The 25995-nt window shown below is 66.4% G+C and carries 25 protein-coding genes and 2 pseudogenes; 18 read left to right on the top strand and 9 right to left on the bottom strand.

The features are described from left to right. Nucleotides 1-23: 23 nt before the first annotated feature. Nucleotides 24-160 (bottom strand): annotated as a pseudogene (locus tag AAFF41_RS07220) (IS5/IS1182 family transposase); the annotation flags it as partial. 1 nt (nt 161) lies between these two features. Here AAFF41_RS07220 and AAFF41_RS07215 point away from each other — a divergent pair. Then, nucleotides 162-698, top strand: coding sequence for a DUF6417 family protein (locus AAFF41_RS07215; RefSeq protein ID WP_343323721.1), 537 nt, complete (start codon nt 162-164; stop codon nt 696-698). Here the strand turns inward: AAFF41_RS07215 and AAFF41_RS07210 are convergent. After that, on the bottom strand, nt 682-1251 hold the full coding sequence (locus tag AAFF41_RS07210; RefSeq protein ID WP_343323720.1) for a hypothetical protein: 570 nt from the start codon (nt 1249-1251) through the stop codon (nt 682-684). The genes AAFF41_RS07215 and AAFF41_RS07210 overlap by 17 nt on opposite strands. 1100 nt (nt 1252-2351) lie before the next feature. Here AAFF41_RS07210 and AAFF41_RS07205 point away from each other — a divergent pair. Then, nucleotides 2352-2693, top strand: a complete 342-nt coding sequence (locus tag AAFF41_RS07205; RefSeq protein WP_343323719.1) for a hypothetical protein — start codon at nt 2352-2354, stop codon at nt 2691-2693. Between the two features lie 210 nt (nt 2694-2903). Here AAFF41_RS07205 and AAFF41_RS07200 read toward each other — a convergent pair whose 3' ends face one another. After that, nucleotides 2904-3305, bottom strand: coding sequence for a VOC family protein (locus tag AAFF41_RS07200; RefSeq protein WP_343323718.1), 402 nt, complete (start codon nt 3303-3305; stop codon nt 2904-2906). A gap of 865 nt (nt 3306-4170) precedes the next feature. Between AAFF41_RS07200 and AAFF41_RS07195 the strand changes: the two genes are divergently transcribed. From AAFF41_RS07195 to AAFF41_RS07185, 3 genes and pseudogenes are all read left to right on the top strand, one after another. After that, nucleotides 4171-4380 (top strand): hypothetical protein, encoded by a 210-nt coding sequence (locus tag AAFF41_RS07195; protein ID WP_343323717.1) that lies wholly within the window; start codon nt 4171-4173, stop codon nt 4378-4380. Nucleotides 4381-4483: 103 nt separating this feature from the next. Then, entirely contained in the window at nt 4484-4732 is a 249-nt protein-coding gene (locus AAFF41_RS07190; RefSeq protein WP_343323716.1) for a hypothetical protein, read from the top strand. Next, nucleotides 4693-5466, top strand: a pseudogene (locus AAFF41_RS07185) (OB-fold nucleic acid binding domain-containing protein); the annotation flags it as partial. The gene AAFF41_RS07190 and the pseudogene AAFF41_RS07185, both read left to right, overlap by 40 nt. Nucleotides 5467-5804: 338 nt before the next feature. Here the strand turns inward: AAFF41_RS07185 and AAFF41_RS07180 are convergent. Next, nucleotides 5805-5975 carry a BBE domain-containing protein gene (locus AAFF41_RS07180; RefSeq protein WP_343323715.1) on the bottom strand — a complete coding sequence of 57 codons (171 nt, stop codon included), beginning with the start codon at nt 5973-5975 and terminating at the stop codon, nt 5805-5807. A 625-nt stretch (nt 5976-6600) separates the two neighbouring features. Here AAFF41_RS07180 and AAFF41_RS07175 point away from each other — a divergent pair. The 3 genes from AAFF41_RS07175 (at nt 6601) to AAFF41_RS07165 (ending at nt 10032) form a co-directional block, all read left to right on the top strand. After that, nucleotides 6601-7668 (top strand): helix-turn-helix domain-containing protein, encoded by a 1068-nt coding sequence (locus AAFF41_RS07175; protein WP_328983085.1) that lies wholly within the window; start codon nt 6601-6603, stop codon nt 7666-7668. 365 nt (nt 7669-8033) lie between these two features. Continuing rightward, on the top strand, nt 8034-8894 hold the full coding sequence (locus AAFF41_RS07170) for an alpha/beta fold hydrolase (RefSeq protein WP_328983084.1): 861 nt from the start codon (nt 8034-8036) through the stop codon (nt 8892-8894). 232 nt (nt 8895-9126) lie between these two features. Then, nucleotides 9127-10032, top strand: a complete 906-nt coding sequence (locus AAFF41_RS07165) for an NmrA family NAD(P)-binding protein (protein ID WP_343323714.1) — start codon at nt 9127-9129, stop codon at nt 10030-10032. A 510-nt stretch (nt 10033-10542) separates the two neighbouring features. On the opposite strand, the gene AAFF41_RS07160 is transcribed toward AAFF41_RS07165, so the two are convergent. Continuing rightward, the gene (locus AAFF41_RS07160; RefSeq protein ID WP_343323713.1) at nt 10543-11004 is read right to left on the bottom strand and encodes a winged helix-turn-helix transcriptional regulator; all 462 of its coding nucleotides are present in this window, start codon (nt 11002-11004) and stop codon (nt 10543-10545) included. Nucleotides 11005-11064: 60 nt separating this feature from the next. Here AAFF41_RS07160 and AAFF41_RS07155 point away from each other — a divergent pair, with 60 nt between their 5' ends. From AAFF41_RS07155 to AAFF41_RS07130, 6 genes are all read left to right on the top strand, one after another. Then, entirely contained in the window at nt 11065-11580 is a 516-nt protein-coding gene (locus tag AAFF41_RS07155) for a carbonic anhydrase (RefSeq protein ID WP_328756171.1), read from the top strand. Nucleotides 11581-11680: 100 nt separating this feature from the next. Further along, nucleotides 11681-12211, top strand: coding sequence for a carbonic anhydrase (locus tag AAFF41_RS07150; protein WP_343323712.1), 531 nt, complete (start codon nt 11681-11683; stop codon nt 12209-12211). 64 nt (nt 12212-12275) lie between these two features. Beyond that, on the top strand, nt 12276-13331 hold the full coding sequence (locus tag AAFF41_RS07145) for an MBL fold metallo-hydrolase (protein WP_343323711.1): 1056 nt from the start codon (nt 12276-12278) through the stop codon (nt 13329-13331). Nucleotides 13332-13411: 80 nt separating this feature from the next. Further along, a complete protein-coding gene (locus AAFF41_RS07140; protein WP_343323710.1) occupies nt 13412-14212 on the top strand; it encodes an alpha/beta hydrolase in 801 nt (266 codons plus the stop codon). A gap of 129 nt (nt 14213-14341) precedes the next feature. After that, the gene (locus AAFF41_RS07135) at nt 14342-15163 is read left to right on the top strand and encodes an alpha/beta fold hydrolase (RefSeq protein ID WP_343323709.1); all 822 of its coding nucleotides are present in this window, start codon (nt 14342-14344) and stop codon (nt 15161-15163) included. Between the two features lie 38 nt (nt 15164-15201). Then, a complete protein-coding gene (locus AAFF41_RS07130) occupies nt 15202-15693 on the top strand; it encodes a hypothetical protein (protein ID WP_343323708.1) in 492 nt (163 codons plus the stop codon). A 111-nt stretch (nt 15694-15804) separates the two neighbouring features. Here the strand turns inward: AAFF41_RS07130 and AAFF41_RS07125 are convergent, their stop codons facing one another. Continuing rightward, complete coding sequence (locus tag AAFF41_RS07125) at nt 15805-16263, bottom strand: winged helix-turn-helix transcriptional regulator (RefSeq protein ID WP_343323707.1); 459 nt, start codon at nt 16261-16263, stop codon at nt 15805-15807. Nucleotides 16264-16449: 186 nt separating this feature from the next. Here AAFF41_RS07125 and AAFF41_RS07120 point away from each other — a divergent pair, with 186 nt between their 5' ends. Beyond that, the gene (locus AAFF41_RS07120; RefSeq protein ID WP_343323706.1) at nt 16450-16866 is read left to right on the top strand and encodes a VOC family protein; all 417 of its coding nucleotides are present in this window, start codon (nt 16450-16452) and stop codon (nt 16864-16866) included. A gap of 104 nt (nt 16867-16970) precedes the next feature. On the opposite strand, the gene AAFF41_RS07115 is transcribed toward AAFF41_RS07120, so the two are convergent. Then, nucleotides 16971-18425, bottom strand: a complete 1455-nt coding sequence (locus AAFF41_RS07115) for an MFS transporter (RefSeq protein WP_343323705.1) — start codon at nt 18423-18425, stop codon at nt 16971-16973. A 356-nt stretch (nt 18426-18781) separates the two neighbouring features. Between AAFF41_RS07115 and AAFF41_RS07110 the strand changes: the two genes are divergently transcribed. Then, complete coding sequence (locus tag AAFF41_RS07110; RefSeq protein ID WP_343323704.1) at nt 18782-19621, top strand: PIG-L deacetylase family protein; 840 nt, start codon at nt 18782-18784, stop codon at nt 19619-19621. Nucleotides 19622-19775: 154 nt separating this feature from the next. On the opposite strand, the gene AAFF41_RS07105 is transcribed toward AAFF41_RS07110, so the two are convergent. Continuing rightward, nucleotides 19776-20756, bottom strand: a complete 981-nt coding sequence (locus tag AAFF41_RS07105) for a nitrilase-related carbon-nitrogen hydrolase (protein WP_343323703.1) — start codon at nt 20754-20756, stop codon at nt 19776-19778. A gap of 987 nt (nt 20757-21743) precedes the next feature. Here AAFF41_RS07105 and AAFF41_RS07100 point away from each other — a divergent pair. Then, nucleotides 21744-23099, top strand: a complete 1356-nt coding sequence (locus AAFF41_RS07100; RefSeq protein WP_343323702.1) for an alpha-amylase family protein — start codon at nt 21744-21746, stop codon at nt 23097-23099. A gap of 435 nt (nt 23100-23534) precedes the next feature. Here AAFF41_RS07100 and AAFF41_RS07095 read toward each other — a convergent pair whose 3' ends face one another. Next, complete coding sequence (locus tag AAFF41_RS07095; protein ID WP_343323701.1) at nt 23535-24506, bottom strand: LLM class F420-dependent oxidoreductase; 972 nt, start codon at nt 24504-24506, stop codon at nt 23535-23537. A 538-nt stretch (nt 24507-25044) separates the two neighbouring features. Between AAFF41_RS07095 and AAFF41_RS07090 the strand changes: the two genes are divergently transcribed. After that, nucleotides 25045-25764 carry an IS6 family transposase gene (locus AAFF41_RS07090; protein ID WP_343323700.1) on the top strand — a complete coding sequence of 240 codons (720 nt, stop codon included), beginning with the start codon at nt 25045-25047 and terminating at the stop codon, nt 25762-25764. Nucleotides 25765-25995 lie beyond the last annotated feature (231 nt).

Genomic DNA, 25995 nt, shown 5'->3' with positions numbered 1-25995 from the left:
CGGACCAGTGGGATGAGGGCGTGGCTGTCATGGAGGTTGGCGGCAGAGATACCGATCGACAGGCGCAGGCCGCTTCGGTCGACTATGAGGTGGATTTCGATCCGTTATTGCCGCGGTCGGTCGGATTCGGTCCCGTCGGCTGCCCCCTATGAGGGCTCGCCGTGAAGACCTCCACGCGTCGACCTCACTCGGAGGACCGCGCGGAGCTGTCGGCGCTGGAGGGTCGGCCCGTGCGGTGGGCGGCCCGCCTGACGCCGTACGGCCACGACACTCTCGCCTACGGCCAGTCCCGCCCCCGGGCCGAGCCTCCGCCCGGTGAGGCAGCCTCGGACCGGCAGCTTGTGGAGCTGATTCCGTCGCAGATGGCGGCGCTGCGGGTGTTCGTCGGCCTCGCCAGCCGGCTCCGGGTGCCGCCGGCCGACGGGCTGGCGGAGCAGGTCCGTGCGGCCTCGTGTGATCACGGGATCAAGCGGTGGCGGCTGTATCTGACGCAGGAGCAGATGGGGTCCGTGGTGTACGGGTTGTGGTTGCACCGGATGACGGGCTCGGCTGCGGAGGCCAACCGCTTCGGCCGCGAGTACGGCGTCGTACACAGCCCAGTCCGAGCCTCGGACGAAGAATCTCCGGCCGTCGACGGACTGCCGTCGGCGGCCAGAGCGGACGCGCGGGGTAGTGCGGGGGTCAGCGGGCGAGGGTGACCGTGATCGGCTGGTCGGGGCAGATACTGAGGGCCTCGGAGAGCGCGGCGTGTTCGGTGGGGTCGATGGACAGGCCCCACCGGGTCTTGTCGGCGCCCCAATCGGTCGCGTACGGGCAGCGGTAGCCCTGGGCGTGCGGCTGCCAGGCCAACGCCTTCAGCACGACGGTGACGCCAAACGAGTCGGAATGGTCCAGCTCGATCGAGGCGAAGGAGAAGTTCACCGCGGCCCGGATCGGCGGCGCCGGCTCACCGCCGGGCTGCGGCGCGGGGGCCGGCCTCAGGCAGGGGCGACCAACGCCCAGCCTCCGGGGCTCGGGACAGGAGCTGCTCGCTGTAGGGGAACCGGTGCAGGAAGTTCCCGTTCCGGAGAGAGCACCAGCACGGCGCCGGGCCGACGATCGGAAGCTCGCCAGCAGGGTCTCCCAGGCGAGGGCAACCTCGCTAGCGCTGGCCGCGGCGGCGATGTTCGCGAGTTCGGCGATCCCGGCGAGCGCGTCTTGGCCGACCTTCAATGGACGGACCCAGATCAGCCCGGCCACTTTGCCGCGCACCAGGCATCATCAGCGGGCGCGCCACCACCCCCTCGCCCAGCGAGGCGGCGCACGTCTCCTTAGAACCACACGTCGGGCGCGAACGAGCGCGCCGCGGCGGCGAGTGCCAGCACGAGACTCACTACGTCGTAGTTCATAGTGGCGTCTTTCCTTCCTTTCAGGCGGCGGCCTGACTTCTCCGTCCCCGGGTCGGGCGGGCAGACACCTAGAGCACCGTTGCTCCGGGGAACAGATAAGCCAACCGGTGTGGGGAAACGTACAGACCTCCGAACACATATTTCTAACGGAAGGCAACTTCCCGATTACTATGCAGATATCGATGCTTTGCTGGCGCGCACCGCCACACCCCGCATCCATCGCGCCATGCCTACCGAACTGGGCAGACGTCCGGATCGAAGAATTCTGAACTCGGTCTGCATATACCTGCAATTGCACGGTCAATTTCACGGTGTGGCTCAGACCACGTCCGCTCATCGGTGATGCGTACTCCAATGCATACTCGCCAGAGAGTGAAACCCTACGGCGCGCCGCCTTGACCAGTCTCCATGCATTCTGACCGCCACTTCGAGCCGCACACAGGTGGGCACAGGGAGAGCGACAGTCAGGCAGTGCGGCGACTCAGAGCAGCAATGGCCAACGATAACCGGTCGAAATGCCAACTATCCGCCCTAGCCTGCCCAGCGTGCCGACGGGGTGGTGATGGAAGCCGCCCGTGAACAGCCAGAGGTTGGCATCTATCGGGAGCGGAAGGTGGCCAGGGCGCCTCTGTATACGGCCCCACGAAGCGAACTGATCCAGAATGGCCAATTCGATAATCACCCCTACCGTAAGATCGACCAGTATATACCGCTGAAGGGGTTTTGTGTGCATGTAAAATCGAGCGAAATAGGCCACCATGTGGAACGAAACGCGAAGAGCACTATCGCCAATTTGCTTGCGCTCCACTGCTCGACAGGTATAAAAAGATCAAGTTCGCTACGCCGAATTCGCAACGGATCTTCTCTGACCAGGAAGTTCGGTGAGTTCGGTGAATCAGAAGGGGGAATCGGGGAGTGTCATTCACGTCACCCTTCGCCCCCTCCGAAGCATGGGGGAAGCAAGTGAAGAAGAGCAAGAAAAGCATGCTTGCCGCCGTCACAGGTATCGCGACCGCGGCCATGCTCGGCGCGGCAGCCATGCCGGCCAACGCGCAAGGAACGCCCACGCCCGGCGCTCGTGCAACCCTTCGGGCAGCAGTCGGATCGGCACAGCATCCCATGAGGGAGGTCGTCAGCTGCGCTGTCACGGCTCAGGAACCTGATTTCCTAGTAAGCGGTAGCGAGACCATCTACGCATCGGGGAAATTCGGGAGTTGTTCTTCGCCCGCGCCCGATGAATGCCACCTGACGGTCAGCATCGCCAACGGCGGCTTCAGCGACGTTGCACACAAGGACGGCGGATGACGATCATGCACAAGCCAGACGCTCAAGGTGTCTTATCACTGTGCCGGCGTAGTCGGTAGGCATCCCTACACCACGGTAGCCACTCTGGCAATTCACTACCAGGGTCAGGCGGGAAGCAAGGTAGTCCACTCCCACGCCAAGACGCTGTGGTGCGGCTGATCCTCACATATGTTGCGGCTGGCGGGCAACTTCCGCCAGCCGCAACGGCTGTCAATCCTTTTCCATAATTTCCTGGGCCTCTGCAACCTCGCGATCACCGGACTCGACACAGAAATGGTTGCCTTCAGGATCCGCCAAGGTGACCACGCCCAGCCCGAGTTCCTTGTGCCGCCAGCGTCTTTCGATGACGGTAGCCCCCAAGGCTGTCAGCCGCTCCACTTCCTCAGCGAGCGACGCCTGTAGCGGGCTCAGCCACAAACGAGTCCGGCTCCGCGGACGTATCCGGTCTCGCTCCTCGATGAGATAGAGGAACTGTGGAGTGTCGCCGGGAAACCTGATGGTTACCCCATCACTTCCCGATCCGATGGGAGAACCCAGCACGGCACTCCAAAATCGCCCTAGAGCGATCGGGTCAGTGCATTCAACTTCTAATACTCGCAGCGCGATTCGCATTTTCACACGCTAGCCTAAACTCGCGCCCTGAAAGAGAGCAGCCCTTCCAAGATTTGGCAACATCGAGTAATCAGGGGGACGAGTCAATGGGAGAACCGGCCCTCCGGGCTCCCCTGCCGTCGACAGCTTCGTGCCCGACGGAATGTACGGGATGCGGCGCGGCGACGCGTGCTTGGCGACGGAGAGGCCCGTCGACGCTCCGCTCATGATGACCGGATGGACAGGAAGCTCGGCTCCGCGACATCGGCTGCCCTGGCAGACAGGACGTGCGTTGGGGGAGTGGCACTGCGATCCGTCTGAGCGTGGGCGGCGGTCGCGGAACTGGTCGCAGCACAGGTAGGGCCGCGCGCAGTAGCGCTGGTGGGAAGAGCTTCCGTCGGGAAGCGGCTGAAGCCGTGTGCGGATTGCATGGACGCCGGGCTCTTCGCCACCGGGCTGCCCGAGCTCCCCGCCGACTCCGACGTGGACACGCTGCCCGGGGGCCCGGCCGCACTCGGCTGTCATTAGCCGGAAGTGGGTCGTGTACTGGGCGCTCGTCTACCGCACCAACGAGCCCATGTCGGGAGCCAAGTTGACGGCGATGCGGTGTCTCGCGGTATGGCGGCCGGAGCGGACCGTCGCTCCCGGATCCTCTCCACGGAAACCCCTCGGCTCGTACGTGATTAGCCACCCCTGCCACGGAGGTTGTCGCCATGTCAGCGAGCGGATCAGCCAGCTGCGGTATTCGGCCAGGTCCGATGGCTTCGTGCCATTCGTCGGCAACCCCGTCCCAACATCGCTGAGGCCCCGCTACATAAGGAGGCTGGGGTGGCGTGTTGCCATCCCCGCATGGTGATGGCCGTTCGTGTGGGGGAGGTCGGGACGGTTGCTGACCATCAACGTGACGCTGCTGCTCGCAGTCATCGTGTTCTTCCGGCTGCGGCGGCGTACGGAGGCCCGCAGCCGCTTCGACCAAAAGCTGACCGTCGTCATCGTCCTGGCGCTGGGCGTCCTGATCGCACCCACCCCGGCGGGCCAGGGGATCTTGAACATCTTGGGACAGCTCGCGAGCGGCGTCACCCAGGCCAGCCGATGAACCCCCGCCCACGCACGGGCCGGACGGCGCCCGCCGGTGCGCACCGCGGATCACGGGTCTGGGGAGCGGGGGAGTGATGGCGGCACGTCGACGGCGTCGGCGCTTGAAGAAGCGGACGCGCAGGCAGCTGCAGGGCTGGGGTGCGGTGGCGGTGGCGGCGGTGGCGGTGGCCGCCGCGTTGTGGGTGGCCCGGCACTGGTCGGTGGTGTGGCCCGTACTGGTGGCCGTGCTCGCCACGGCCGTGGTGGGCGGGGCCGGATGGACGCTGCTGCGATCGCACCGTCTCGCGGTCGGCCAAGACCGCGCGTGGCGATCCGGATCGGCTCCGTCGACGCCCTCGCCACGGATCTGACCCGGCGGGATCTGCTGCTGCAGGCCACCGAGCTGCACCGGCAGGTCCGCGCCCGCGCCACCACCGACGGGCAGCTCCCCCTGGGCGGCGAACTGGTCACCGCCGGCTCCAGCGGGCTGCCCGAGATGACCAGCCGCGACAAGCTGGGTGCCGAGCTGGACGTCCTGTCCATCGATGTCTCCCACCACTTGATGGAGCACCATCACCGGCTGCTGCGTGAGCTGGATGCCACCGACGCCGCCCACCTGCGCAACCTGCATCCCGGGCAGAAGGTGCTGGTGGCCGGGGTGCGGGCATCCACCCAGACTCCGCCGATCCCGTCGGGCAAGCGGGTCATCTTCGTCACCCTCGAAGACGGCTCCGGACTGGTCGACATCGCCTTCTTCGAAGACAGCCACGACGCCTGCGCGCACACCGTGTTCCACTCCGGGATGCTCCTGGTGCGCGGCACCGTCGAAGCCCGCGGCCCGCGCCGCACCGTCGTCGGCGAGATGGTGTGGGACCTGGAAGAAGTCGCCGCCGCCCGCCGCGACCACGGCCCCCAGGCCGCCCTGGACCTGCTCGGCCGCACCACGCCCGCCCCCACTCCAGCCCAACCTGCAGCGCCACAGCGGACGCTCACCGACGGCACCGCCGGGGCCCGGCTGCACCCGTACGCGGACCTCCAGCCCGCCGGCAGCCGCTCCGCCGATCTCCGTCGTCTCGGGCACCGCAGTCAGGGTTCTCCAGGCTGATATGTGGCTCATGAGACATAGAGGAAGAGTGCCGCGCCTCAGCGACGCGCAGCGGCTACGCGACGGGCTGCGTAACCACGCTCGCTCGTCATCCCGTCCGGCTCGCGTGTGTTGTGGCGACCGGACGCCTGCGGAGGTCCCGCATTTCGGTGCCGGCGCGTAGGTCTTCGGACCGCCCCCAGAACCCCGAAACGCAACCATGCTGACTGTGCGCCGCCGTTGCCGTCCAGGCTGCCGTCAACTCGAACAGCGGCGTGTACCCACCTGAGCTGGCCCAGCGACGTGGTCAGTGCAATTCATAGCCTGACCGCAATCGAGGTTCCGAGGGCGGCGGTCGGTCAGCAGGACGCGGGTGGGACGCTCTGCTCGTACAGGAAGACGTTGCGGGGATCGGACTTCTGCTTGATCTTGCGGAGCCGGTCGAAGTTGCCGTCCCAGTAGGCGGTTTCCCAGTCCTGCATGCCGATGTTGGGGGCGTTCACGTAGGCGCCGTGTACGTAGGGCCGCATGGCTTGGCTGAACTCGGCGATCCAGGCCTGGGCCTGCGGGTGAGCACCGGCCGCAACGGTCCCGCCCCACGACTGTGCCCCAGCTTGTCCCTGCCGATCGACGTACCCGTCTACCTGATATTCAGGCTTTTTTCAGCATATCGAGTCACCGTTTGCATACCAAACCAGTCAGCGCTAGCGTGAGTAGCAGTTCAAAAATCAAACCATGTGAGGTCATTCCTCGGCACGGCCTAGTCCACCTGCGTAGGGGGCATTCCATGTCACTCAGCGGCGTCGTCGCTGTTGCCGGCGCTGAGGGCAAGGTCGATACACACGCGCCGAGCCATTGCTGCAGCGGGGGCCTGTGCTCGCGCACTCCGGCGGCACATGGTCACGGCGCTTGCGGGCCGCCAGGGCGGAGATGGTCGTCGGGATCTGCTTGAGCTGGAAACTGCAGCTGTGCGCTGACGGGGCTCGAATCGGCGCATTTCGCGCATCCGGTCGAGCTGGGCCTGGTCCAGACGACGGCACTGTTCGCGCAGCCTGCCCATGAAGCATGTGGGCACGCGGTGGTGAACATGTCGCAGAAGCCTGCGAGCCCCGACGTCAAAAGCACTTCCGTCATGAACAAAGGTGGCTGATCTTGGTGCGGTACTGGGACATTCAAGAGTTCACGCCTGAGAACCGGGCCGAAGCCGTGCGCGAGGTCATCGCCAACATCACTGGCCGCGTCGACATCGACTTCCCTACCCGGGGCCGGCAAGTGCAGGCGAGCGGCGTCACATCTGATCTAGGACCGCTGACCGTGTGCACGGTCCGGTCGAACGCAACCCAGGTGCGGCGCACCACGCGATCTGTCAGGGATGACCTGGAACCCAGCGTCTTCGTCGGCCTTCAGATGTCGGGCTCCAGCACCGTGAGTCAGGCTGACCGTGAGGCACCGCTGCTGCCCGGCGACCTCGTCCTCTACCAGTCGACACTCCCTTACATCATCGCGGACCGGAACGGCATAGGGCAGCACTTCTTCCGCATTCCGGTCAACCGGCTGGCCTTGCCTCACGCACTGCTCAGCCAGATCTCCGCGGTCACCCTCAGCCCTGGTGATCCGATTGCGCAGTTGACCGCGAGCCACCTGTGGCAACTGGCCACGAGACACAGTCACTTCGCCGGCCCGGGTGCCGAGGCGCTAGGCCAGCCCAGCATCGACCTCCTCAGAGCTGTGATCACCACTCATCTCGATGCCGTACACCTCGCGAAGGAGTCCCTGCAGTCCACGTTGCTGCTGCGCATCCTTGAGTACGCCCGCGCTCACCTGGCGGAGCCGGGCCTGAACGCCGTCCAGGTCGCAGCCGCGCACCACATGTCCGTCCGTCGCCTCTACAAAGTGATGGCGGAAGGGGGTATCTCCCTGGCGGACTGGATACGAACGCATCGCCTTGAAGAATGCCGCAACGAATTCAGACGCCCATCTGCTCGCCTCACCACCATTGAGACCGTTGCGCGTCGCTGGGGCTTCACCGACATGTCCAACTTCGGCAGGATCTTTCGCGCGGCTTACGGAATGTCTCCTCGTGAATGGCGTGACCTGCAACCTGCACAGAAGAAATCAGAGACGGTATCCAACGCCGATGCTCAAATCGTGCACGCTCCCCTGCAGCAGCTGCACGAAGCGCCTGCGCCTCTGGTCGGCCAGCCATGCCGATGGACACAATGAGCACGTATGCGCTTTTCGTACCCGAAAATGATTGAAGGGTTGATTTCGTAATGCCGTGCATTGCCGTCGGGTGAAGAGAATTCAGGCCGGATCGACCTGTCTACGAGGGTCACGGCAGCGGGGCTCCGGTGGTGCGATCAGGGCACCCCTGATCCCATCTACATACCGAATAGCCGCTACATACCCTTCCTTCACGCTGCGCAACGCAAAAAATGGGATTAAGGTTGACAAGGGCGGCAACTCGAGTTGCCATACGTTCGCCTGACATGCATCCAGGGTCGAGTCGCCGTGAACCCCAAGCCCTAATGATCTATTCGGAAAATGACCCGATCAAGTCGATGTGGGAATCTGAACAAGGAGCGGTCATGACAGTACCTGCACCAGTCCGGCACAAGGTCTCGACACCTTGGGGTTTCCTGGCGGCGAAGGATTACCCAGGTCTGGGAATTCCCTTCCTCCTCCTCCACGGATACCCGGACGACTCGACCATCTACGACAAGCTCGCATCGGAACTCCAGCCCCGCAGGGTGATCACCTTCGACTTCCTCGGCTACGGGCAGTCTGAGCGATCACAGACTTCCCCTGTCGCCGACGGCCAGCGCCTCAGCGAAACCGCGGCCGTCATCGACCAGTTGAACCTCGACCAGGTCATCGTCGTGGGTCACGACGCCGGCGGCCCCGTCGCAGTCGAGTACGCCCTTGCGCATCCTGACCGTGTCGCGCGCATGGTGCTCCTGAACTGCTTTTTCGGCGACTCCCCGACTTTGCGGTTCCCGGAGATGATTCGCCTGCTGGGCGATCCCCATCTCGTCCTCCTCGCGGACGCCCTCATGCAGGACCCTGCCCAGAGGCAGTGGCTGCTGGAGTACACCGCCCAGCAGTTCGGCTATGGGCCCACAGCGGACATCCGGCAGAAGGCGATCATTCCTCAGTTCTTCGGAAGTGCCTCACAGCCAGACGCTCTTGACGCAATCCGGGCTTGGACAGGCCGGCTCTTCGACGACGTAGCCATCACCAACGACGTGATCGCATCAGGTCGGCTGGCGTCCCTGCAATTCCCAGTCGACATTGCCTTCGGAGTGAACGACCCCTACCTCAACACGGGGGTCGCAGAACACCTGGCCGGGCTGTTTCCGGACTCCCAAATGCATCCGATCGACGCCCGGCACTGGGTGCAATGGGACGATCCCAAGGCCGTGGCACAGGTACTCCTGCGAGATAACTGAGATTTCTCAAGCATAGAATTCAGCCCTGCTTCAGGCAGTATGGCGACAGCTGCTCCCTGGGCGACTTCACGGTCCGCGGCATGTTGCCCGCAAAGACCGGCCGATTCCAGCCGCGTGGCCGACGCTTACTCTCGGCCGTCGCGGCGCACCCTCGGCGCTGCACATCCCACTGCTTTTCCACAATCATATGTGTGATCACGCGTCAATCAGATGCCCATCAGGAGATCGACAGATGGCTGCCAGCAACCTTGTTCTCATCACCGGCGCCGGGGGCGTGGGCCGCGCCGTTATCGAGCAATTGCGCACGCAGGACGTGCCGGTGCGGGTGATGGTCCGCCGCGACGACGAACGTGCGGCCGAGCTGCGCACGTTCGGCGCTGAGGTCGTCATCGGCGATCTCACCCGTCCCGAGAGCGTCGCGGCCGCGCTGGCGGGCGTCGGCCAGATGTACTTTGCGATGCCCGTGTCTCCGGACCACCTGCTGGCAGCGACCGTGGTGGCCACCGTCGCGCGGGAGCACGGCAAACTGAATGCCCGGGTGGGCATGTCGCAGATGACGGTGTCGCAGATGACCGCCATCAGTACTGCGGAGTCGCACCAGCAGCGGCTGCACTGGTTGGCGGAGCAGGTATTGAACTGGTCCGGCCTGCCGGTGGTACACATCAGGCCGACATCGTTTCTGGACAGTCCGCTGTTCACCGCTCTGCTGGCGCGCTCGATCCGGGAGAATGGCACGATCCCGCTGCCGTTTGGAACCGGGCGGACGTCGCCGGTTGCCGTCGCTGACGTCGTGCGGGTGGTGGCCACCGTGCTTCGCGACCCGGCAGCCCACATCGGCAACGTCTACGATCTCACCGGGCCGCGCTCGGTCACCATGACGGAGATGGCCGAGGAGTTCTCACGGGCGCTGGGACAACCGGTCTCCTATGTGGAGGTGCCGCTGGAGTGGTGGCGGGCCGAGGTGCTCGGGAAGCTCGGCCTGCCGCCGCACATCGAGCAGCACATCGTCACCATGGCACGGCTGCACCAGGAAAACCGCTACGACCGCGCGTCCGACGACGTCATGCGTGTGACGGGCGTACCCGCCCAGACGATCGAGGAGTTCGTCGCCGCGCGCCGGGATTTCTACCTGGGCTGAGCTGCGCCGGCCAGGGGCGGGGCCAGACACGGTTCACCTGTTTGTGCGCCGCAGCCCTCTGCGCCGACGCTCGGCGAGGCGGCGAGAGCCGAGCCGACCTCTTTCAGCGCGGGTGGTGTGCGGGGCGCGTCCCGGCCCCGCCGTTCTTGGAATCGTGCACACCTCTATGCAGGGTGTGCACGACAACACACGCTCACTGGCGGCGCACCAGCACCCGTTGCATCGTTGATCTTGTGCCAACTTTCGTGGACGGGTGCCCAGGCCTCTGCCTCTCGCAGGTGAATGTCTCAGCCGTGGACCATCCGAGACCTCCGGAACCCATCGAGACTGCCTCCCGGCCGGAACGCGAGTCCGGAGGCAAATACATGAATGGTCACCGCGGCTCCCGTCGTCGGCGAGGCGCGGCCTGCGAAAAGTTCGTCGGCCCGGCTTGCGTCTGCGTCCGCAGCATCCGTCCATCCGGACGGTCGTACCTGCGGACTGTGCCGATGCCCCGCGTGCACAGGCCTGCTAGGTGCCCGCCACCGGGGTATGTGTGTCACCCACGACCTCGAACTCGCCGGGGCGGATCTCCTGGCGGCAGCAGTTGCACGTCACCAGCGGATGCAGCTCGGCTCCGCAGCTGTGCTGGAAGACCGTCTTGGGCTTGTCGTGGCCGGTGTGCCGCTCTCCCCACTCCGTGAGCGTGAGGATCACGGGGACGAGATCTACCCCGGCCTGCGTGAGGTGGTACTCGAAACGGACTGGGTGTTGCGAGTACTGCCGCCGCACGATGACGCCCGCCTCTTCGAGCCGCCGCAGGCGGCCGGTCAGCAAGGTGCGAGGCGCGCCGGTGAGCTTGGCCAGGTCGGAGAAGCGGTGGTAGCCGTACAGCAGTTCTCGCAGTACGGGCAGCGAGTAACGGTCGCCGAGAACCTCGAGTGCGTCGGTCAGCGAGCATTCCCGCGGGGTTGGTATCGATTCTGGACTCACGCTGTTACGGTACACCTGACTGAGTCCAGAAAGTGGACTCACTAGCTGAAGGAGCACACCATGGGTGTCGTTGAAACTCTCACCGGCCGCAACGCCGACTTCGCGAAGACGCAGTTCACCGAGGGCCTGCGCATGATGCCGGCCCTGAAGACGATCGTCATCGGCTGCGTGGACCCGCGCGTCGACCCCGAGGCGGTCCTCGGTGCGGAGCCGGGCGAGATCGCAACCATCCGCAACGTCGGCGGCCGCGTCACCCCGCGCACGCTGGAGGAGATGATGATGCTCCGCAAGGTGACGCAGGCAGCAGGTGGCGATCTCGGTCTCGGATGGGAGGTGATCGTCCTGCAGCACACGCACTGCGGCATCACTCTCCTGGAGGACCAGCCCGACCTGCTCACCCCCTACTTCGAGACCGACGAGCAGGGCCTGGCCGAGCAGGCGGTCAGCGACCCGCGCGCCGCCATTGCCCACGACGTCGCCGCTCTGCGCGCCGAGACCCGGTTGGAAGGGGTACGTGTCTCCGGGCTCCTCTACGACGTGGCCACGGGCCAGGTCGAGACCGTCGTCGCGCCGTAGCTGCGCCAGGACCAGGGGAGGGCGACCCGCCGGCCCGGCCGCCCCAGTCCCCGACCCTTCCGGGCCGGGCACGTCAGCCTGCGAATCACCTGGAGACGTCATGACCGACATTGCGGAACTGGTGCGGCGCAACGCCGACTTCGTCACTGGGCCGTATCGGACCGGACCGAGCCTGACCATCAACCCCACCGGCAACATGATGGTCATCGGGTGCGTCGACCCGCGTGTGGACCCCTCGCACGTCCTGGGTATCAGGCACGGCGAAGCGGCCGTGATCCGCAATGTGGGCGGCCGCGTCACCCCCGCGACCTTGCGCACCATGACGATGCTCCGCAAGGTCGGCGAGGCCAACCCGGACGGCAAGGCGAGCGGGCCCTGGAATCTGGTCATCCTCCACCACACCGACTGCGGCATGACCGATCTGGCGCCCTTCGAGGACCTCCTCGCCGAGTACTTCGAGATTTCGCGGGGCGAACTCGCCGCCAAGTCCGTCAGCGACCCCTATGGCTCGGTGCACGTGGACGTCGGCATCATCCGGCAGGAAGTCCGCAGGCCCGACTTCCTCGTCTCAGGACTCGTGTACGACGTGGCCGCCGGAACCGTCGAAGTCGTCATCCCGCCCACCGCCTGAACCACACAAGGACAGAACGACGCGAACCGGCACTCCGGGCCGGCATCGACACGATCGGACAGTCATGTGCGACACCACCCACGCGTCCGTGTACGACGCGGCGCTCTCCGCCCCGCGTCCCGTACTCGGCAGCGCCGTGGACCCGATCACCCTCCAGCCCGTTGACGAGGTCCGTGTCACGGTCTTGATGGACAACACCTTCGACGCCCTGCTTGTCGGCGACGGCCACACCACCAGGAGCGGCTTCGGACGGGTGGCCACCCCGGCCGGTCAGTTCGAAGCGGGACAGACCGCAGTGGGTCTACTGGCCGAGCACGGGTTCTCCGCCCTGGTCACCGTCCGGCGCGGCGACCAGGAGACGACGCTGATGTTCGATGCGGGCCTGTCGCCCTCGGGCATCATCACCAACGCCGACCGCCTCGGCATCCGCCTCGACGGCCTGCAGGGCGTGGTCCTCAGCCACGGCCACTTCGACCACGCAGGAGGCCTCGGCGGGCTTGCCAGCAGGCTCGGCAGCAGCAGGATGCCGATGGTTGTCCACCCCTATGCCTGGACCCGGCGCCGCATCCAGGATGCGCGCAGCACCTTCGACATGCCCACTCTCAGCAAGAAGGCTCTCACCGGCGAGGGCTTCGAGGTCATCGAACGAACACAACCCTCGCTCCTGGTCGACGGCAGCGTTCTCATCACCGGCGAGGTGGACCGCACCACGGACTTCGAGCACGGCATGCCGGCGGCGCACCAGGCCTGGCACGGCGACGGCTGGCAGCACGACCCGCAGGTCATTGACGATCAGGCTCTCGTCGTCCATCTCAAAGACCGCGGCCTGGTCGTCCTGACCGGATGCGGCCACGCGGGGGTCATCAACATCGTGCGCCACGCCCAGCGGCTGACCGGCGTCGCAGCACTCCACGCTCTGCTCGGCGGCTTTCACCTGAGCGGGCCCGCCTTCGAACCCGTCATCGCTCCCACGATCGCCGCGCTGAGCGACATCGCACCACATCTCATCGCACCGGGGCACTGCACCGGCTGGCGGGCCCAGCACGCGCTGGCCGCAGCCCTGCCCGACGCGTGGGTCGCCAGCAGCAGCGGTACCACGTACCGCCTCACCCGGACCTGACACGTTCACACCGCAAGAGAGCACCCGCACGGCACACCGCGCCCGCCGTACTTCGCACATCCCACCCGAAGGAACTCGTCATGCCCTCATTGCGTAGGCCCGTCGTCTTCATCCCCGGCCTCTGGGTCCACAGCATGTCGTGGGCGCCCTGGATGGAATTCTTCAGGGACGCCGGCTACGACCCGATAGCGCCGGGGTGGCCCGGCCAGGCCGCGACGGTCGAAGAGACCCGACGTCACCCCGAAGCCCTCGCCGGCCACAGCTTCGGCGCGATTGTCGCCCACTACGAGCAGTTGATCGACGGCCTGGAGGCGCAGCCCATCGTCATCGGGCACTCCTTCGGCGGAGCCGTCACCGAAAAGCTCCTCGGTCTCAACCGGGCCGCCGCAGCCGTCGCCGTGGACGCCGCGCAGATCAAGGGCGTCAGACCGGTGCCGCTCGCGATGTTGCGCAGCGCATTTCCCGGTCTGAAGAACCCAGCCAACAGCAAGCGTGCCGTTTCTCTGACGCGCGAGCAGTTCCGTTACGGCTTCGGAAACGCCGTCAGCGCACTGGAGTCCGATGCACTCCACCAGCGGTGGAGTATCCCCGGCCCGGCCAAGCCACTGTTCGAGGCGTCAGTGATGAACTTCTCGCCCAACTCGCCCCTCAAGGTCGAAACACGCAACGACGACCGCGGCCCGCTGCTGCTGATCACGGGAGGGAAGGACCACACCGTTCCCCCTGCCATTTCGAGGGCGACCTTCAAGCAGTACCGGCATTCGAAGGCTGTCACCGAACTCAAGGAATTCTCCGACCGCGGCCACTCCCTCACCATCGACCACGGATGGCGTGAGGTGGCCGAGTTCGCTCTCAAGTGGCTGCAGGGAAAGGGCTACTGACCGCCTCGCACTTTGGGACGCGAGGGCAGGACGGCGACCTGCAGAACGTTCGCCGAGGAAGACTTCCAGGTGCCGGTACCGACGCCGCCTGGAGGAGCCAACGCTCCGATAAGCAACAGAACGGACATTATGAACCGCACTCGCAGTGTCGTTGCCGCGGCTGCCGCAGCCGCCGGCGCCCTGGTCCTGATAGCCGACCCCGCAGGCGCCGCCCAGGCCTCGGATCCTACGCACTACGTCCGGCCGACCATCGTTCTGGTCCACGGCGCCTGGGCGGACGGCTCCAGTTGGAACGCCGTCACCAAGCGGCTGCAGCACCAGGGCTACACCGTCAAGGTTCCGCCCAACACCCTCAGAGGAGTCGCGACGGACTCCGAGAACCTCAAGGCCTACCTGAGCACCATCAACGGCCCCATCGTCCTGGTCGGCCACTCCTACGGCGGCATGGTCATCTCCAACGCCGCCACGGGCAACAACAACGTCAAGTCCCTGGTATACGTCGACGCCTACATCCCCGACGCCGGTGAGACGCTCGGACAGCTCACGGGCGCCGAAGAAGGATCGGCACTGAACGTGCCCGATCCCAGCACGGTGTTCAACTTCGTGCCCATCCCCAACGGCGGCGGCAACGTCGACCTCTACGTCAAGCCCGAACTCTTCCCGCAGATCTTCGCCGCAGGCATCGACCCGGACAAGGCGGCCGTCCTCGCTGCCTCCCAGCGCCCGCTGGCCGCCAGCGCTCTCGAGGAGCCCTCGGGCACACCCGCCTGGAAGAGCATCCCCTCCTGGGCCCTGATCGGCACCGCCGACAAGGTGCTGCCGCCTGCCGAGCAGACGTACCTGACCAACCGCGCACACGCGCACACCGTCAAGGTCAACGCCCCGCACCTGTCCATGGTCGCTAAGCCGGACGTCGTGACCGACCTGATCACGGACGCTGCACGGCACTGACCCACAAGCCGGCGAGGCGCACCGAACCTCCCCCGGCGGTGCGCCTCGCCACCCCTCCACAGCGCAGCCGCGGCCTCTCCGCCCCGGGCCCGGCCGAGTCCTACAAGCTGCTGCGCATGGCGCTGGAGCGGAGCAGCAAGGTGGCTGTGGCGAAGTTCGCCTCACCTGCCGAGCTGGCCCCGGAGGCGGTGACGGTGACCGATGCGGAGATCTCGGAAGCTGAACAGCTCATCGCCGGGATGACCCGCGACGACCTCGTCGGAGAGGAGTTCACCGACCGCTACACGGAGGCCGTGGAGCAGATGCTCGACGCGAAGTGTGAGCATCGCGAACCGACCAGGGCTCCTGCGGAGCCGGCGGAAACGGGCAGGGCCGTCGACCTGATGGTCGCCCTGCAGGAGAGCGTTCGCAAGGCGCAGGCCGCGCGCGGTGAGGACAGCCGTGACGCCGAGGTCCATGAGATGCCCGAGTCGAATCCGAAGAAGACCACGGCCGCGAAGAAGCCGACCCGCCGGCAACGCGGAGCGTGACCCGCCAGCGCTCTGCTGGGCGCCGATCACGAGGGGTCTCGGCCGTGCGACCACTGCCCTATGTGTGTGATGCAACCGGTGACGAGAGGAATTCTCCCGGTGTCCGGCCCGTCAGGCCTCGGGTCCCGCCATCGACCATCCCGGCGTGTTGGGCGTCCAGTGAAGCCCTCCGCTGCCGATCGCTTCTCCGCACTCGCCACACACAGTGGTCGGCCGGACCCGGTGGTCATGGTGTTCCAGGATCATGGGCGGCTCGGCGACGGCCCAGCGGTCGCCCCAGGCCAGGAGGCTGACGAGCAGGGGTAGGAGTTCTCTGCCCGACTCGGTGAGGTGGTACTCGAATCGCGTCGCCTGATACTCGTGCTTTTCGAGAATGCCTTCGGCCACGAGAGATTTGAGTCGCGCGGCGAGACGGTCGCGCGGCGCTCCGGTGTTGCGGGCGATCTGGCTGAAGCGCCGGTTGCCGAACATGATCTCGCGGGCGATCAGCAACGACCAACGGTCGCCGACGAGCTCCAGCGTGGCTGCGACCGCGCAGGGCCTTCCGGGGACTACGGGAAATTCAGGCACGTTTCAGCATATCAACTTACGGTTTGTGTATCAAACCGTTCATTGCGGACCACGACCCTGTACAAACCGGGATGCTCTCACCTTCGCGCCACAGCGAGTCTGGACGGAGCGCCCCGCGGGCCACCTTGGGGGCGGCCGGTCCGCGCTGGTATGGTTTGAAAATCAAACTAAACTGGAGGACGGTCCATGACTGCTCGAGTCACTCCCTACCTCAACTTCGGCGGCAACGCGCGTGAAGCGATGGAGTTCTACCACTCGGTCTTCGGCGGCACGCTGGACATCACCACGTACGCGGATCTGCACCGAGCGGAGGACGCCGGCCAGGAGAACCTGGTCGCGCACTCGATGTTGAAAGGCGCTGTCGGCGTCGTCCTCATGGGATCGGACACCACGACCCCGGAATCACATGGGCCCGGCGGCTCCTTCTCCGTGGCCCTCGGAGGCGACGAGACGCACCTCACCGCCTACTGGCACCGGCTCTCCGACGGCGGAACCGTGACGGTGCCCTTCGCCAAATCCGCGTGGGGCGCGCTGCACGGACAGTGCGTCGACAGGTTCGGGACCTCCTGGCTGGTGAACGTGACGGCGAGCTCACCTTCCTGAGGGTTCGTCACCTCACGCTCACCATGGCGTCATCGGCCCTCCTGCCCGAGATCGGAATTCGAGGTCTCGGGCAGGAGCTTCTTCTGCCGCGAACGGCGGGATCCTCAGCGCGCGGAGGGCGCGGAAACAGACCTCAGACGCGGCAGGGCCTGGACAACGCCCGCGGCGAGGCCGAGAGCCGCAAAGACCCACCAGATGTGCTGGAAATTGTCCACTCCGGGGCCCATTTTCGAAGTTCCCAGGAGAGCGACGAAGATGCTGACTCCCAAAACTGCCCCGAGCTGCCTGAAACTGGAGTTGATCGCGGATCCGACGGCGAACTGCGCCGGGGGAAGTTTCGCGACGGCGGCACCGGACTGCACAGGCAGGGTGAGACCGATACCCAGTCCGGTGAGCAGAGTCCACGGAAGCCAGTGGGTCACCCAGTGCGGTGAGGAGTCGACGAAAAGAGCGAAGCCGAGGCAGCCGAGTGTCCAGGTGACGGCGCCGGCGAAAAGTACGCGTCGATGTCCGACAACGGTGGCCAGCTTGGTCGTGGAGCGCGCGATGATGGTGACGACGATCGGCCCGGCGGAACTGGCGAGCGCTGCGCGCAGTACCGAGTAGTGCCATTCCACCTGAAGAAAGATCAGATTGGCCAGCAGAAGGCCGAAGAACGCCGTCGAGAACAAGAGCGTCGCGGCGTTGATCTCCGAGAACTGACGCTCCTTGAAGAGGGCGAGATCCATCACCGGCCGTGCGGCCTTCGATGTACGCCACAGGAAGACGGGAAGAGCCAGGGCCGCCGCGACGAATCCGATCACCACCCACGAGTCGGACCATCCACGAGAAGGTCCCTCGATGATGGAGAAGCTGAGAAGCGCGGGAATCGCTGCCACGAGGAGCGCCCCGAGAGGATCGGGAAGGCCGGAGGCCTGCGGGTCACGGGACTCGTGGAGCAGACGTCTGCCGAGCGCCACGATCACTGCCGCGATCGGCACGTTGACCAGGAAGATCCATCGCCATGACGCGTACTCGGTGAGCAGCGCTCCGAGCGTGGGGCCGACCGCTGCCGCCGCGGCGGCCATCGCACCCCAGACGCCGATTGCGACATGTCGGCGGGCGGCGTGGAACTCGTGAAGGACGAGCGCCAGCGAGGACGGCACGACAAGGGCGGCGAAGACCGCTTGCAGCGCGCGGGCGGTGATCAGTACTCCCGCACTCGGCGCCAGCCCGCACAGCGCACTCATGAGCGCGAATCCGGTGATGCCCACGATGAATATGTTCTTGCGCCCGTAACGGTCGGCTACCCGGCCTGCCGGGATGAGCATCGCAGCGAACACCAGGCTGTATGCATTGAGAACCCACGCCAAATGCCCGGCTGTGGTGTTGAAACTGTGGCTGATGGTCTGGAAGGCGATGTTCACAATCGTGGTGTCGAGAAAAACCACGAAAGCGCCGAGGCTGCCCAGGGCCAACACCCAACCAGCCCGCCGATTGTTCGCGGGCCCCTCATCCCGGGGGCCGTCGTCGACAGTGTTCTGGTTCTCCCCCGCGGGGGCGGGCTGCGCATTGTTCACCGTGCACAACTCCTCATGTCTTGTTGTGAGCTGCAACTTGCTCGGGTACGGTAACAGTGCTTGGTTTGAAACTCAAACCATTCAATCTCGCAGTGCCGTATGAGGAGGCGGTGAATGATCGACTCGAAGCGACCGGCCGGGCAGCCCATTTCACCGCCCGGAATCGGCCGACGTGGCATCTGCCCGCGCTCCGGCTCCCGCCGAATCTGTCGGTACGTCACACACAGGTCCAGTAACGGCTGTCAAGCGAAGCGGCGACACACATCGATACGACACGTATCGATCCAGTTCCGTCGCACCAGAGAGAAGCGCTCACATTGAATACATCGGAGACCCGCCGGCCAACGCTGATGGTCGTGCACGCGCACCCGGACGACGAGGCCAGCCAGACAGGCGGCACACTCGCGCGATACGCGGCTGCGGGCGTCCGGACAGTCCTTGTCACTTGCACCGATGGCGGACAGGGTGACGGAGTCGACGGCCGCAAACCCGGCCACCACGACCACCGGCCCGAGGAGGTCGCCGCACGGCGCGCCCACGAGCTCGCCATATCCGGTGCCGCACTGGGTGTGAGTCACCTGATTCGGCTGGACCATCCGGACTCCGGGCTGCCCGACTCCCCCGACGACATCGACCCTCGTGCGTTCAGCAGGCTCGACGGCGAGCCGGTCGTCCGGCAGCTCGAAGCCCTCATGCACGAGTACCGGCCGGATGTCCTGGTGACCTATCCCCCCAACGGGCTTTCGAACCACCCGGATCATGTCCGTACGCACGACCTCACGACCGCCGCGTTCGAGCGCATTCGGACGGCCGGCGGCTTCCCTGTCCAGGGAGGTGCCGGCACGCGTACCGGCCGGCGCCTGCCGAAGCTGTACCACATCGCCCTCTCCGTCTCCCGCCTCGCGGCGGTACGAACCCTGGCGCAGGCTTCCCTCGGTCCTGACGCCTGGACTCCCCCGCTGGACATGGGCGTTGACGATGACGACGTCACCACCGTCGTGGACATCTCCGGGTTCTGGGACCAGAAGCTTCGGGCGCTGGCGGCACACGCCAGCCAGTCGGACGCTCAGGCCCTGCTGGGGATGTTGAGCCTGACCGGTCGTGAGAACCCTGTCGAGGAGTACGTACGAGCCGACCCACCGTGGACTGGCGGAGAGCAGGAGAACGACCTCTTCCAGGGCGTCGAGGGCGGTTGATCTCCGCCTCCCGCCGTCCCGGGCCTGCCGCGGATGCCGGGGGCACCCGTGCGGATGGGTATGCACGGCCGACCTCACCACGGCCGAGCCCTCCCGGGGCGGCCGGCCGTGCTGCTCCCGCGGCGGGCGCGGGAGCAGCACGGCCAGGAGCGGCTCACTCCGCGGTGGAAGAGCCCTCTTCCACCGCACGAGCGCTGCGGACCGGAGCCTGAGCACCGCGCTCGTGGACAGGGGCTGTCGGTGTGCGGTCGATCTGCAGGCTGAGGAGTTCAGGGCGGCTGTAGTGGCCGCGCGCGTCCATCAGGCGCTTGCGCTGGTCGATCAGTCCGAAGTCCAGGTCGGCGATGACCTCGCCCTCGCCGGAGGTGAGCGGTTCTCCGAGAACGCGTCCTTCGGGATCGACGATCGCGGTGAAGAACCCCCCGGACAGCGCGGGACCACCGGTGTCCTCGGCGATGCGCCCCACCTGGTCCTTGTCGAGCCATGCGGTTGCGCAGACGACGAAGCAGGCAGCTTCCAGGGCATGCTGACGAATATTGACCTCGATCTGCTCCGCGAACAGCGCGCCGCCGAAGGAACCGGGGTACATCGCGGCGTGGATCTGCTCGCCGTCGGCGATCAGGGCGTAGCGGGCCAGGGGCTGGTAGTGCTCCCAGCAGGCAAGCTGGCCGACGCGGCCCACGGCGCTGTCCACCGCGCGCAGGCCGGAGGCGTCGCCCTGCCCCCAGACGAGCCTCTCGTGATAGGTCGGCGTGATCTTGCGGCGGCGCTGGATCAGCGTGCCGTCCGCGTCGAACAGGAGCTGCGTGTTGTAGATGGTCCCGCCGTCCCGCTCATTGACGCCGATCGAGACGACCATGTGCGCCTCTCGGGCGGCCTGGGCGATGGCGTCGGTCTCGGCGGACGGCACGGTCACCGACTCCTCGAGCAGGCGCAGCGGCTCCTTGGCCATGGCGTAGGGCGCCTGCACGAAGGAGAAGTACGGGTAGTAGGGGATGACGGTCTCGGGGAAGACCGCGTACTGAACTCCCTTCGTGCCCAGCTCGCGGATCTTCTCAACGACCTTTCCGACGGTACCCGCGCGGCTGTAGAGCACGGGGCTGATCTGGACTGCGGCAGCCTTCACAACGGTCATGGTGCGGTTCCTTCTCGGTATGAGGGGTCATCACTTGAGGCTCTGCGTGGGCCCGTTCAGGCAGACGAACCCGCCCAGCGCCGGGACCTGGTCGATCGCGGGGACATGTCGTGAGCCGGCATGGCGGCGATCACGGCCCCCGACGAACAGGTCCTGCGCGGCGCTGGGCGGGGGTTCCCGGAACGGCCGGTGGTGATTCGACGACCCCTCCGACTAATATGGTTTGAATGTCAAACCAATCGCAGCATACACATCTTGGTTTGAAAAACAAACCGAAGCGGGATTCGTTGGCAGTCGCGCTCGACGCGACGCCCGCGCCCGCTTCGGGCACAACGAGTACCCCGGACTGCCCCTGAGCGACCGAAGCCTGCCACCCGTGTGAGGAGGTGGGTGCCGGCCGGCACCCACTGCGGTCACCTCATCGCGCCACCGTCCCGACCCGCGCGTACGGCGGGGCCGGTGGTACTCACTCACAGCGATCCTGCAGGTGTCGCAGCTGGATGAGTTCGGTGATGCCGCGGGCGTCCCGGCGCCAGAACCGCAAACTGCGCCGGACTTGAGTCCGGCGCGGTGCCGGTCGGCCAGGTAGGCGCCGACCGCCCGGTCCAGGGCGTCCAGGAGTGAGGGCACGGGCTACGTCTACGTGGTTGAGGTGACAGGGCGCGTCGGGCAGGTCGTCCTGGTGCTCAAACGCTGGGGAGGCGCGTCGGCAAACGTCTTGACCATCGCGCGCAGCAGGTCGGGACTCGCCGCGGCGAGGTTGTCCTCGGCGAGGGCGTGCAGGGGCACCTACCAGGACTCAGAGGCACCGCTGGCGCCGGACCGCTGGAGCGGGTTTGGACGTCGCCGGCCGGGTCTGCCGCCGGGCCGGGGCCCGGGGGCCCTTGGTGTTCCAGCTGCCGGCGGGGATGGCGGTGGTGGTGGGTCAGCTCGTACCCGGCCAGCCGGCCCTTCTCCGGCGAGCGGGGCCGCAGGATCCCGGACGCGGTGATCGCGCTCGCCCTGTACGGGGTGCGCAGCGGGGCGGGGATCATGCCCTCGTTCGACTTCGGCAGCACCGTGCCGAACTGGGGCTACGACCCGGTGAACTACAACGTGCCCGAGGAGCAGTTCTCGCAGTACACGGTTCCTGAGGACCGGATCCGCGAGTTCAAGGACATGGTCAACGCGTTCCACAAGAACGGCATCCGTGTCGTCATGGACGTCGTCTACAACCACACCTTCAGCAAGAGCGTCTTCGGCAATATCACCGGCAAGTACTACACCTCGACCGACCTGTCCGGCACGGGCAACTCGATCGACGACGGTAACCCGATGGTCAACCGCATGATCCAGGACTCGCTGGAGCACTGGGTCCGGGACTACAACGTCGACGGCTTCCGCTTCGACCTGGTCGGCGTGCACTACGCCAACAACGTCAATACCTGGGCCAACTACCTCAACACCACCTACGCCGGCCGCAACCTGCTGATGTACGGCGAGGCCTGGAACGGCGGCGCATCCGACCCGAACGAGGTGCAGAAGGTCCGCTACGGCAACGTCCCCACCCTCGCGCCCTCACACTTCGGGGTCTTCAACGGCGTCTACCGGGACGCGATCCGAGGCGGCACGGATACCAACACCATGGGCTACATGGGTGGCACGGGCAATGCTTCCGCCATCGCCTTCGGCATGCGCGGCTCACCCACGGACGCCGACAGCACCGCCGCCGTGTCCAACCTGTGGACCCCTGCCTTCGCCGAGGACCCCGAGCAGACCATGAACTATGCCTCGATTCACGACAATCTCAACCTCTACGACAAGATCACATACTCCGGCGCGTCCGGCGGCGCCACCGGAACGGCCGGACGCATTGACCGGTTCGCCACCGGCATGGTCCTGACCACCGAGGGTATTCCGATCATCGCCGAGGGCGACGAGTTCCTTCGTTCCAAGGTCGTGAACGGCGACTACGCGACAGCGATGAACTCCTACAACGCCTCCGACGCCGTCAACGCGATTCACTGGAGCGACAAGACCGTCAACGCCAACGTCTTCGCCTACTACAAGGACGCGATCGCGCTCCGGAAAGCGAGCTTGGCCCTGCGCCTGACCACCTGGGGCGCGGTCCACAATCAGGTGAACGCGACGGCCGACGGCTCGGTGGTGATCGGCCGCTTCAGCTCGAACCCCGCCACGCCCACGAGCTACGACACCGTGGTCGTCGACAACCCGACCGGCAGCACGTACAACGTGGCTCTGCCGCCGGGAACCTGGACGAAGGTACTCGACACCACCGGTGCCGTCGCCGCGAGCGACAATGCCTGCGGGAGCCTGTCGGTGACGGTCTTCAAGAAGAACTGACACCGCACCCCGGGCGCACCCTCGGGTCAGATCGACGAGCGAGAGGGACCCCTCCAGGGGGGTGTCTCTCGCCTGACGGATAGCCTTGCCGACCGAGGTCCGGGAGGGCATGGCTATCACACGGTTCTGGGCCAGCAACGCGCGCGGTCGTTGATGCCGTGGGGCTTCGTCGCGCGGCTCCGCGAGGGCGGGATCGGGCTTCCATTGGTTCTGATCTGCATGGGCGGGGCCGGCACCGAATCACGGCCAGTTGCGGCCGGTTCGGCCGAAGGCAATGGCCGCCGGACACCGATCTTGGAGGGGAACTCCTGTACAGGGTCTGCCGCCATGCGCGTAACCAGCCTTACGGGATGGCCCGTCTTGAGCCCAGGTCTCGATGTACACGCAGAGCTGCCGCAGGGCGGCGTGGAATACAGGGGTCCGGGTGAATGCAAGTCACGTCAGCTGCGGCATGACTTCGGTGGCGAATAGCCGCATCGAGTCCAGCCGCGTGGCCTCGTGGAAGTAAAGGACGAAGTATTCGATTCCTGCGTCCACGAGCGCGCCGAAGGTCTCCACGAGCTGCTTGGGGGTGCCCACGGCATTGTGCGCCGCCAACTCTTCGCGGGTGCGTCCGTTCAGGTGGGGGGCCATCATCCGCACGAGCTCGTCCTCGTTGGAGGCGACGAACACGGAGAGCGTGGCCGTGCGCAGGATGTCGTCGTAAGGGCGGCCGACATCCTCGCAGTGGCGGGCGAGCACTTCGAGCTTGCGGAGGTAAAACTGCGGGTCGGTGTGGTCGGTCAGGTTGCAGGCGTCGGCGTACTGCGCGACCAGGCGCAGGGTGACCTTCTCGCCGCTGCCGCCGATTAGCAGCGGGATGTGCGGCTGCTGCACGCCCGTCGGCACGTTGACGGCGTCGCGGACCCCGTAGTAACGGCCTTCCACGGTACTGCGCGGGGACCGCAGCATCGAGGTGACCACCTGGGCTGCCTCGCCGAGGCGGCGCAGCCGCTCGCCGGTGGCGGGGTAGGGCGCGGGATAGCCGTAGGCCTCGTACTCGCGCTGGTCCCAGCCGGCCCCGAGGCCGAGCAGGGCCCGGCCACCGCTGGCGGCGTCCAGGGTGGCCGCCATCTTGGCGAGCAGCGCTGGGTTGCGGTAGCTGTTGCACGTCACCAGCTGTCCGAGACGGACCCGGCGGGTCTCTCGGGCGAGTGCGGCGAGGCTGGTCCAGCACTCGAACACGGTCTCCTCCTCCGCCTGTACCGGCTGGAGGTGGTCGTACAGCCAGACCGAGTCGAAGCCGAGCTCCTCCGCCTTACGGCCGACGGTGACCATTGCTTCGAACTGCTCGACCGGGTCGGAGAGGTGTCCGAGGTCCAGCCGCCAGCCCTGCGGAAGCACCGCGCCCCAACGGATCCCCGACATGCCCTCACGTCCCCTCGCTTGCACCTGTCAGCGGTCCCCCACCCCGGATCCATAGAGGAGGATCCGGCGGGACCGCTGAGGCTAGCCGCTCGCAGCACTCCTGCAAAATCTTGCAGCAAGCAGCTGTAACGTTGCCCCGTCGCGTCCGCTGGCGTGATCCCAGCGGAGTCGACACCCGTGCCTCCAGCCGGCGCTCACCGCCTGGACGGCACGCCGCTGCTCCACGATCCTGCCGGGGCTCGGTCGGCCGCCGGTCTGATGACAGCCGGGCGCCACGACACGGAGCTGGAGCGGTCTGCTGGAGAGGGAGGAAACGCTCAGCCCTCCGGAGTCCGCCTTCAAGGACCTCCTGATCGCCAAGACAGGCTCCTGGGTGAGCCCACCGAGGTCGACGGCTTCCTGGCAGGGCTCGACGCCACCAGCGTCTACGCCCCGATTCGATGGAATGCCTGGCTCAGCAGCACGCCCAAGGGCGCTGTCACGTTGACTGGCTGGGTGGGATGATCTTCTGGTTGGTCGTGGTGGAGGGGGATCGTCCGTGGAGAGCGCGTCGCCGTCGTATAGGGGGCACCGTTACCTGGTCGAGGTCATATCCCACTGCGTGTGGCTGTACCACCGATTCCCGCTCAGCTTCCGCGAGGTCGAGGAGCTGCTGCTCCAGCGCGGCGTGATCGTCTCCTACGAGACCATCCGCCGCTGGTGCGCCAAGTTCGGCCAGGCCTACGCGAACGGACTGCGCCGACGGCACCCACGGCCCGGCGACAAGTGGCACCTGGACGAGGTCTTCATCAAGATCAACGGGGAGCTGAAGTACCTGTGGCGGGCCGTCGACCAGGACGGCAACGTGCTCGACATCCTCGTGCAGAACCGGCGGGACAAGGCCGCCGCCAGGCGCTTCTTCCGCCGCCTGATGAAGAAGACCGGCACGGTGCCGCGGGTGGTCGTCACCGACAAGCTCCGCTCCTACGGCGCGGCCCACCGCGAAGTCATGCCCTCGGTCGAGCACTGCTCACACAAAGGACTGAACAACCGGGCCGAGAACAGCCACCAGCCCACCCGGCAACGGGAACACGCGATGAAAGGCTTCCGCTCCGCCGGCGGGGCGCAGCGGTTCCTGTCCGCGTTCAGCGGCATCTCGCCCCACTTCCGGCCCCACCGCCACCTGATGAGCGCCCCCGACTACCGAGCCGAGATGACCATCCGCTTCGCCATCTGGGACCAGATCACCGGCGCCGCCGGCCAGCCCGCCACGGACTGACCACAGGCCCCAACCGCAAACCCATCACGCCCCGACACACCGTCAGGCATCGGCCCCGCAACAACGTGACAGCGCCGCACGGAGGGCTCGCATGCGGCCAGGGCGCGCGGCGTGCCTGCGGGTTCGACTGCGACCAAGCCGTGCGGTCGGCCAATAGGCACACCGGGGGCTCTCTGTGTTGAACTCCGGATATGGAGTGTTGAGCCGGTACCAACCGTTGGTACATCGTGC

The organism is Streptomyces mirabilis, from assembly GCF_039503195.1.
In the GTDB taxonomy this organism is placed as follows: domain Bacteria; phylum Actinomycetota; class Actinomycetes; order Streptomycetales; family Streptomycetaceae; genus Streptomyces; species Streptomyces mirabilis_D.
Note: the sequence above shows the minus strand (reverse complement) of the source record. Positions and strands in the feature narration are given on the sequence as shown.

Bases quoted from the DNA above. Each gene is read 5' to 3' on its own strand.
- AAFF41_RS07120 (WP_343323706.1), top strand. From the start codon at position 16,450: ATGACTGCTCGAGTCACTCCCTACCTCAACTTCGGCGGCAACGCGCGT.
- AAFF41_RS07165 (WP_343323714.1), top strand. From the start codon at position 9,127: ATGGCTGCCAGCAACCTTGTTCTCATCACCGGCGCCGGGGGCGTGGGC.
- AAFF41_RS07155 (WP_328756171.1), top strand. From the start codon at position 11,065: ATGGGTGTCGTTGAAACTCTCACCGGCCGCAACGCCGACTTCGCGAAG.
- AAFF41_RS07140 (WP_343323710.1), top strand. From the start codon at position 13,412: ATGCCCTCATTGCGTAGGCCCGTCGTCTTCATCCCCGGCCTCTGGGTC.
- AAFF41_RS07150 (WP_343323712.1), top strand. From the start codon at position 11,681: ATGACCGACATTGCGGAACTGGTGCGGCGCAACGCCGACTTCGTCACT.
- AAFF41_RS07145 (WP_343323711.1), top strand. From the start codon at position 12,276: ATGTGCGACACCACCCACGCGTCCGTGTACGACGCGGCGCTCTCCGCC.
- AAFF41_RS07170 (WP_328983084.1), top strand. From the start codon at position 8,034: ATGACAGTACCTGCACCAGTCCGGCACAAGGTCTCGACACCTTGGGGT.
- AAFF41_RS07095 (WP_343323701.1), bottom strand. From the start codon at position 24,506: ATGTCGGGGATCCGTTGGGGCGCGGTGCTTCCGCAGGGCTGGCGGCTG.
- AAFF41_RS07135 (WP_343323709.1), top strand. From the start codon at position 14,342: ATGAACCGCACTCGCAGTGTCGTTGCCGCGGCTGCCGCAGCCGCCGGC.
- AAFF41_RS07105 (WP_343323703.1), bottom strand. From the start codon at position 20,756: ATGACCGTTGTGAAGGCTGCCGCAGTCCAGATCAGCCCCGTGCTCTAC.
- AAFF41_RS07180 (WP_343323715.1), bottom strand. From the start codon at position 5,975: ATGCGGCCCTACGTACACGGCGCCTACGTGAACGCCCCCAACATCGGC.
- AAFF41_RS07200 (WP_343323718.1), bottom strand. From the start codon at position 3,305: ATGCGAATCGCGCTGCGAGTATTAGAAGTTGAATGCACTGACCCGATC.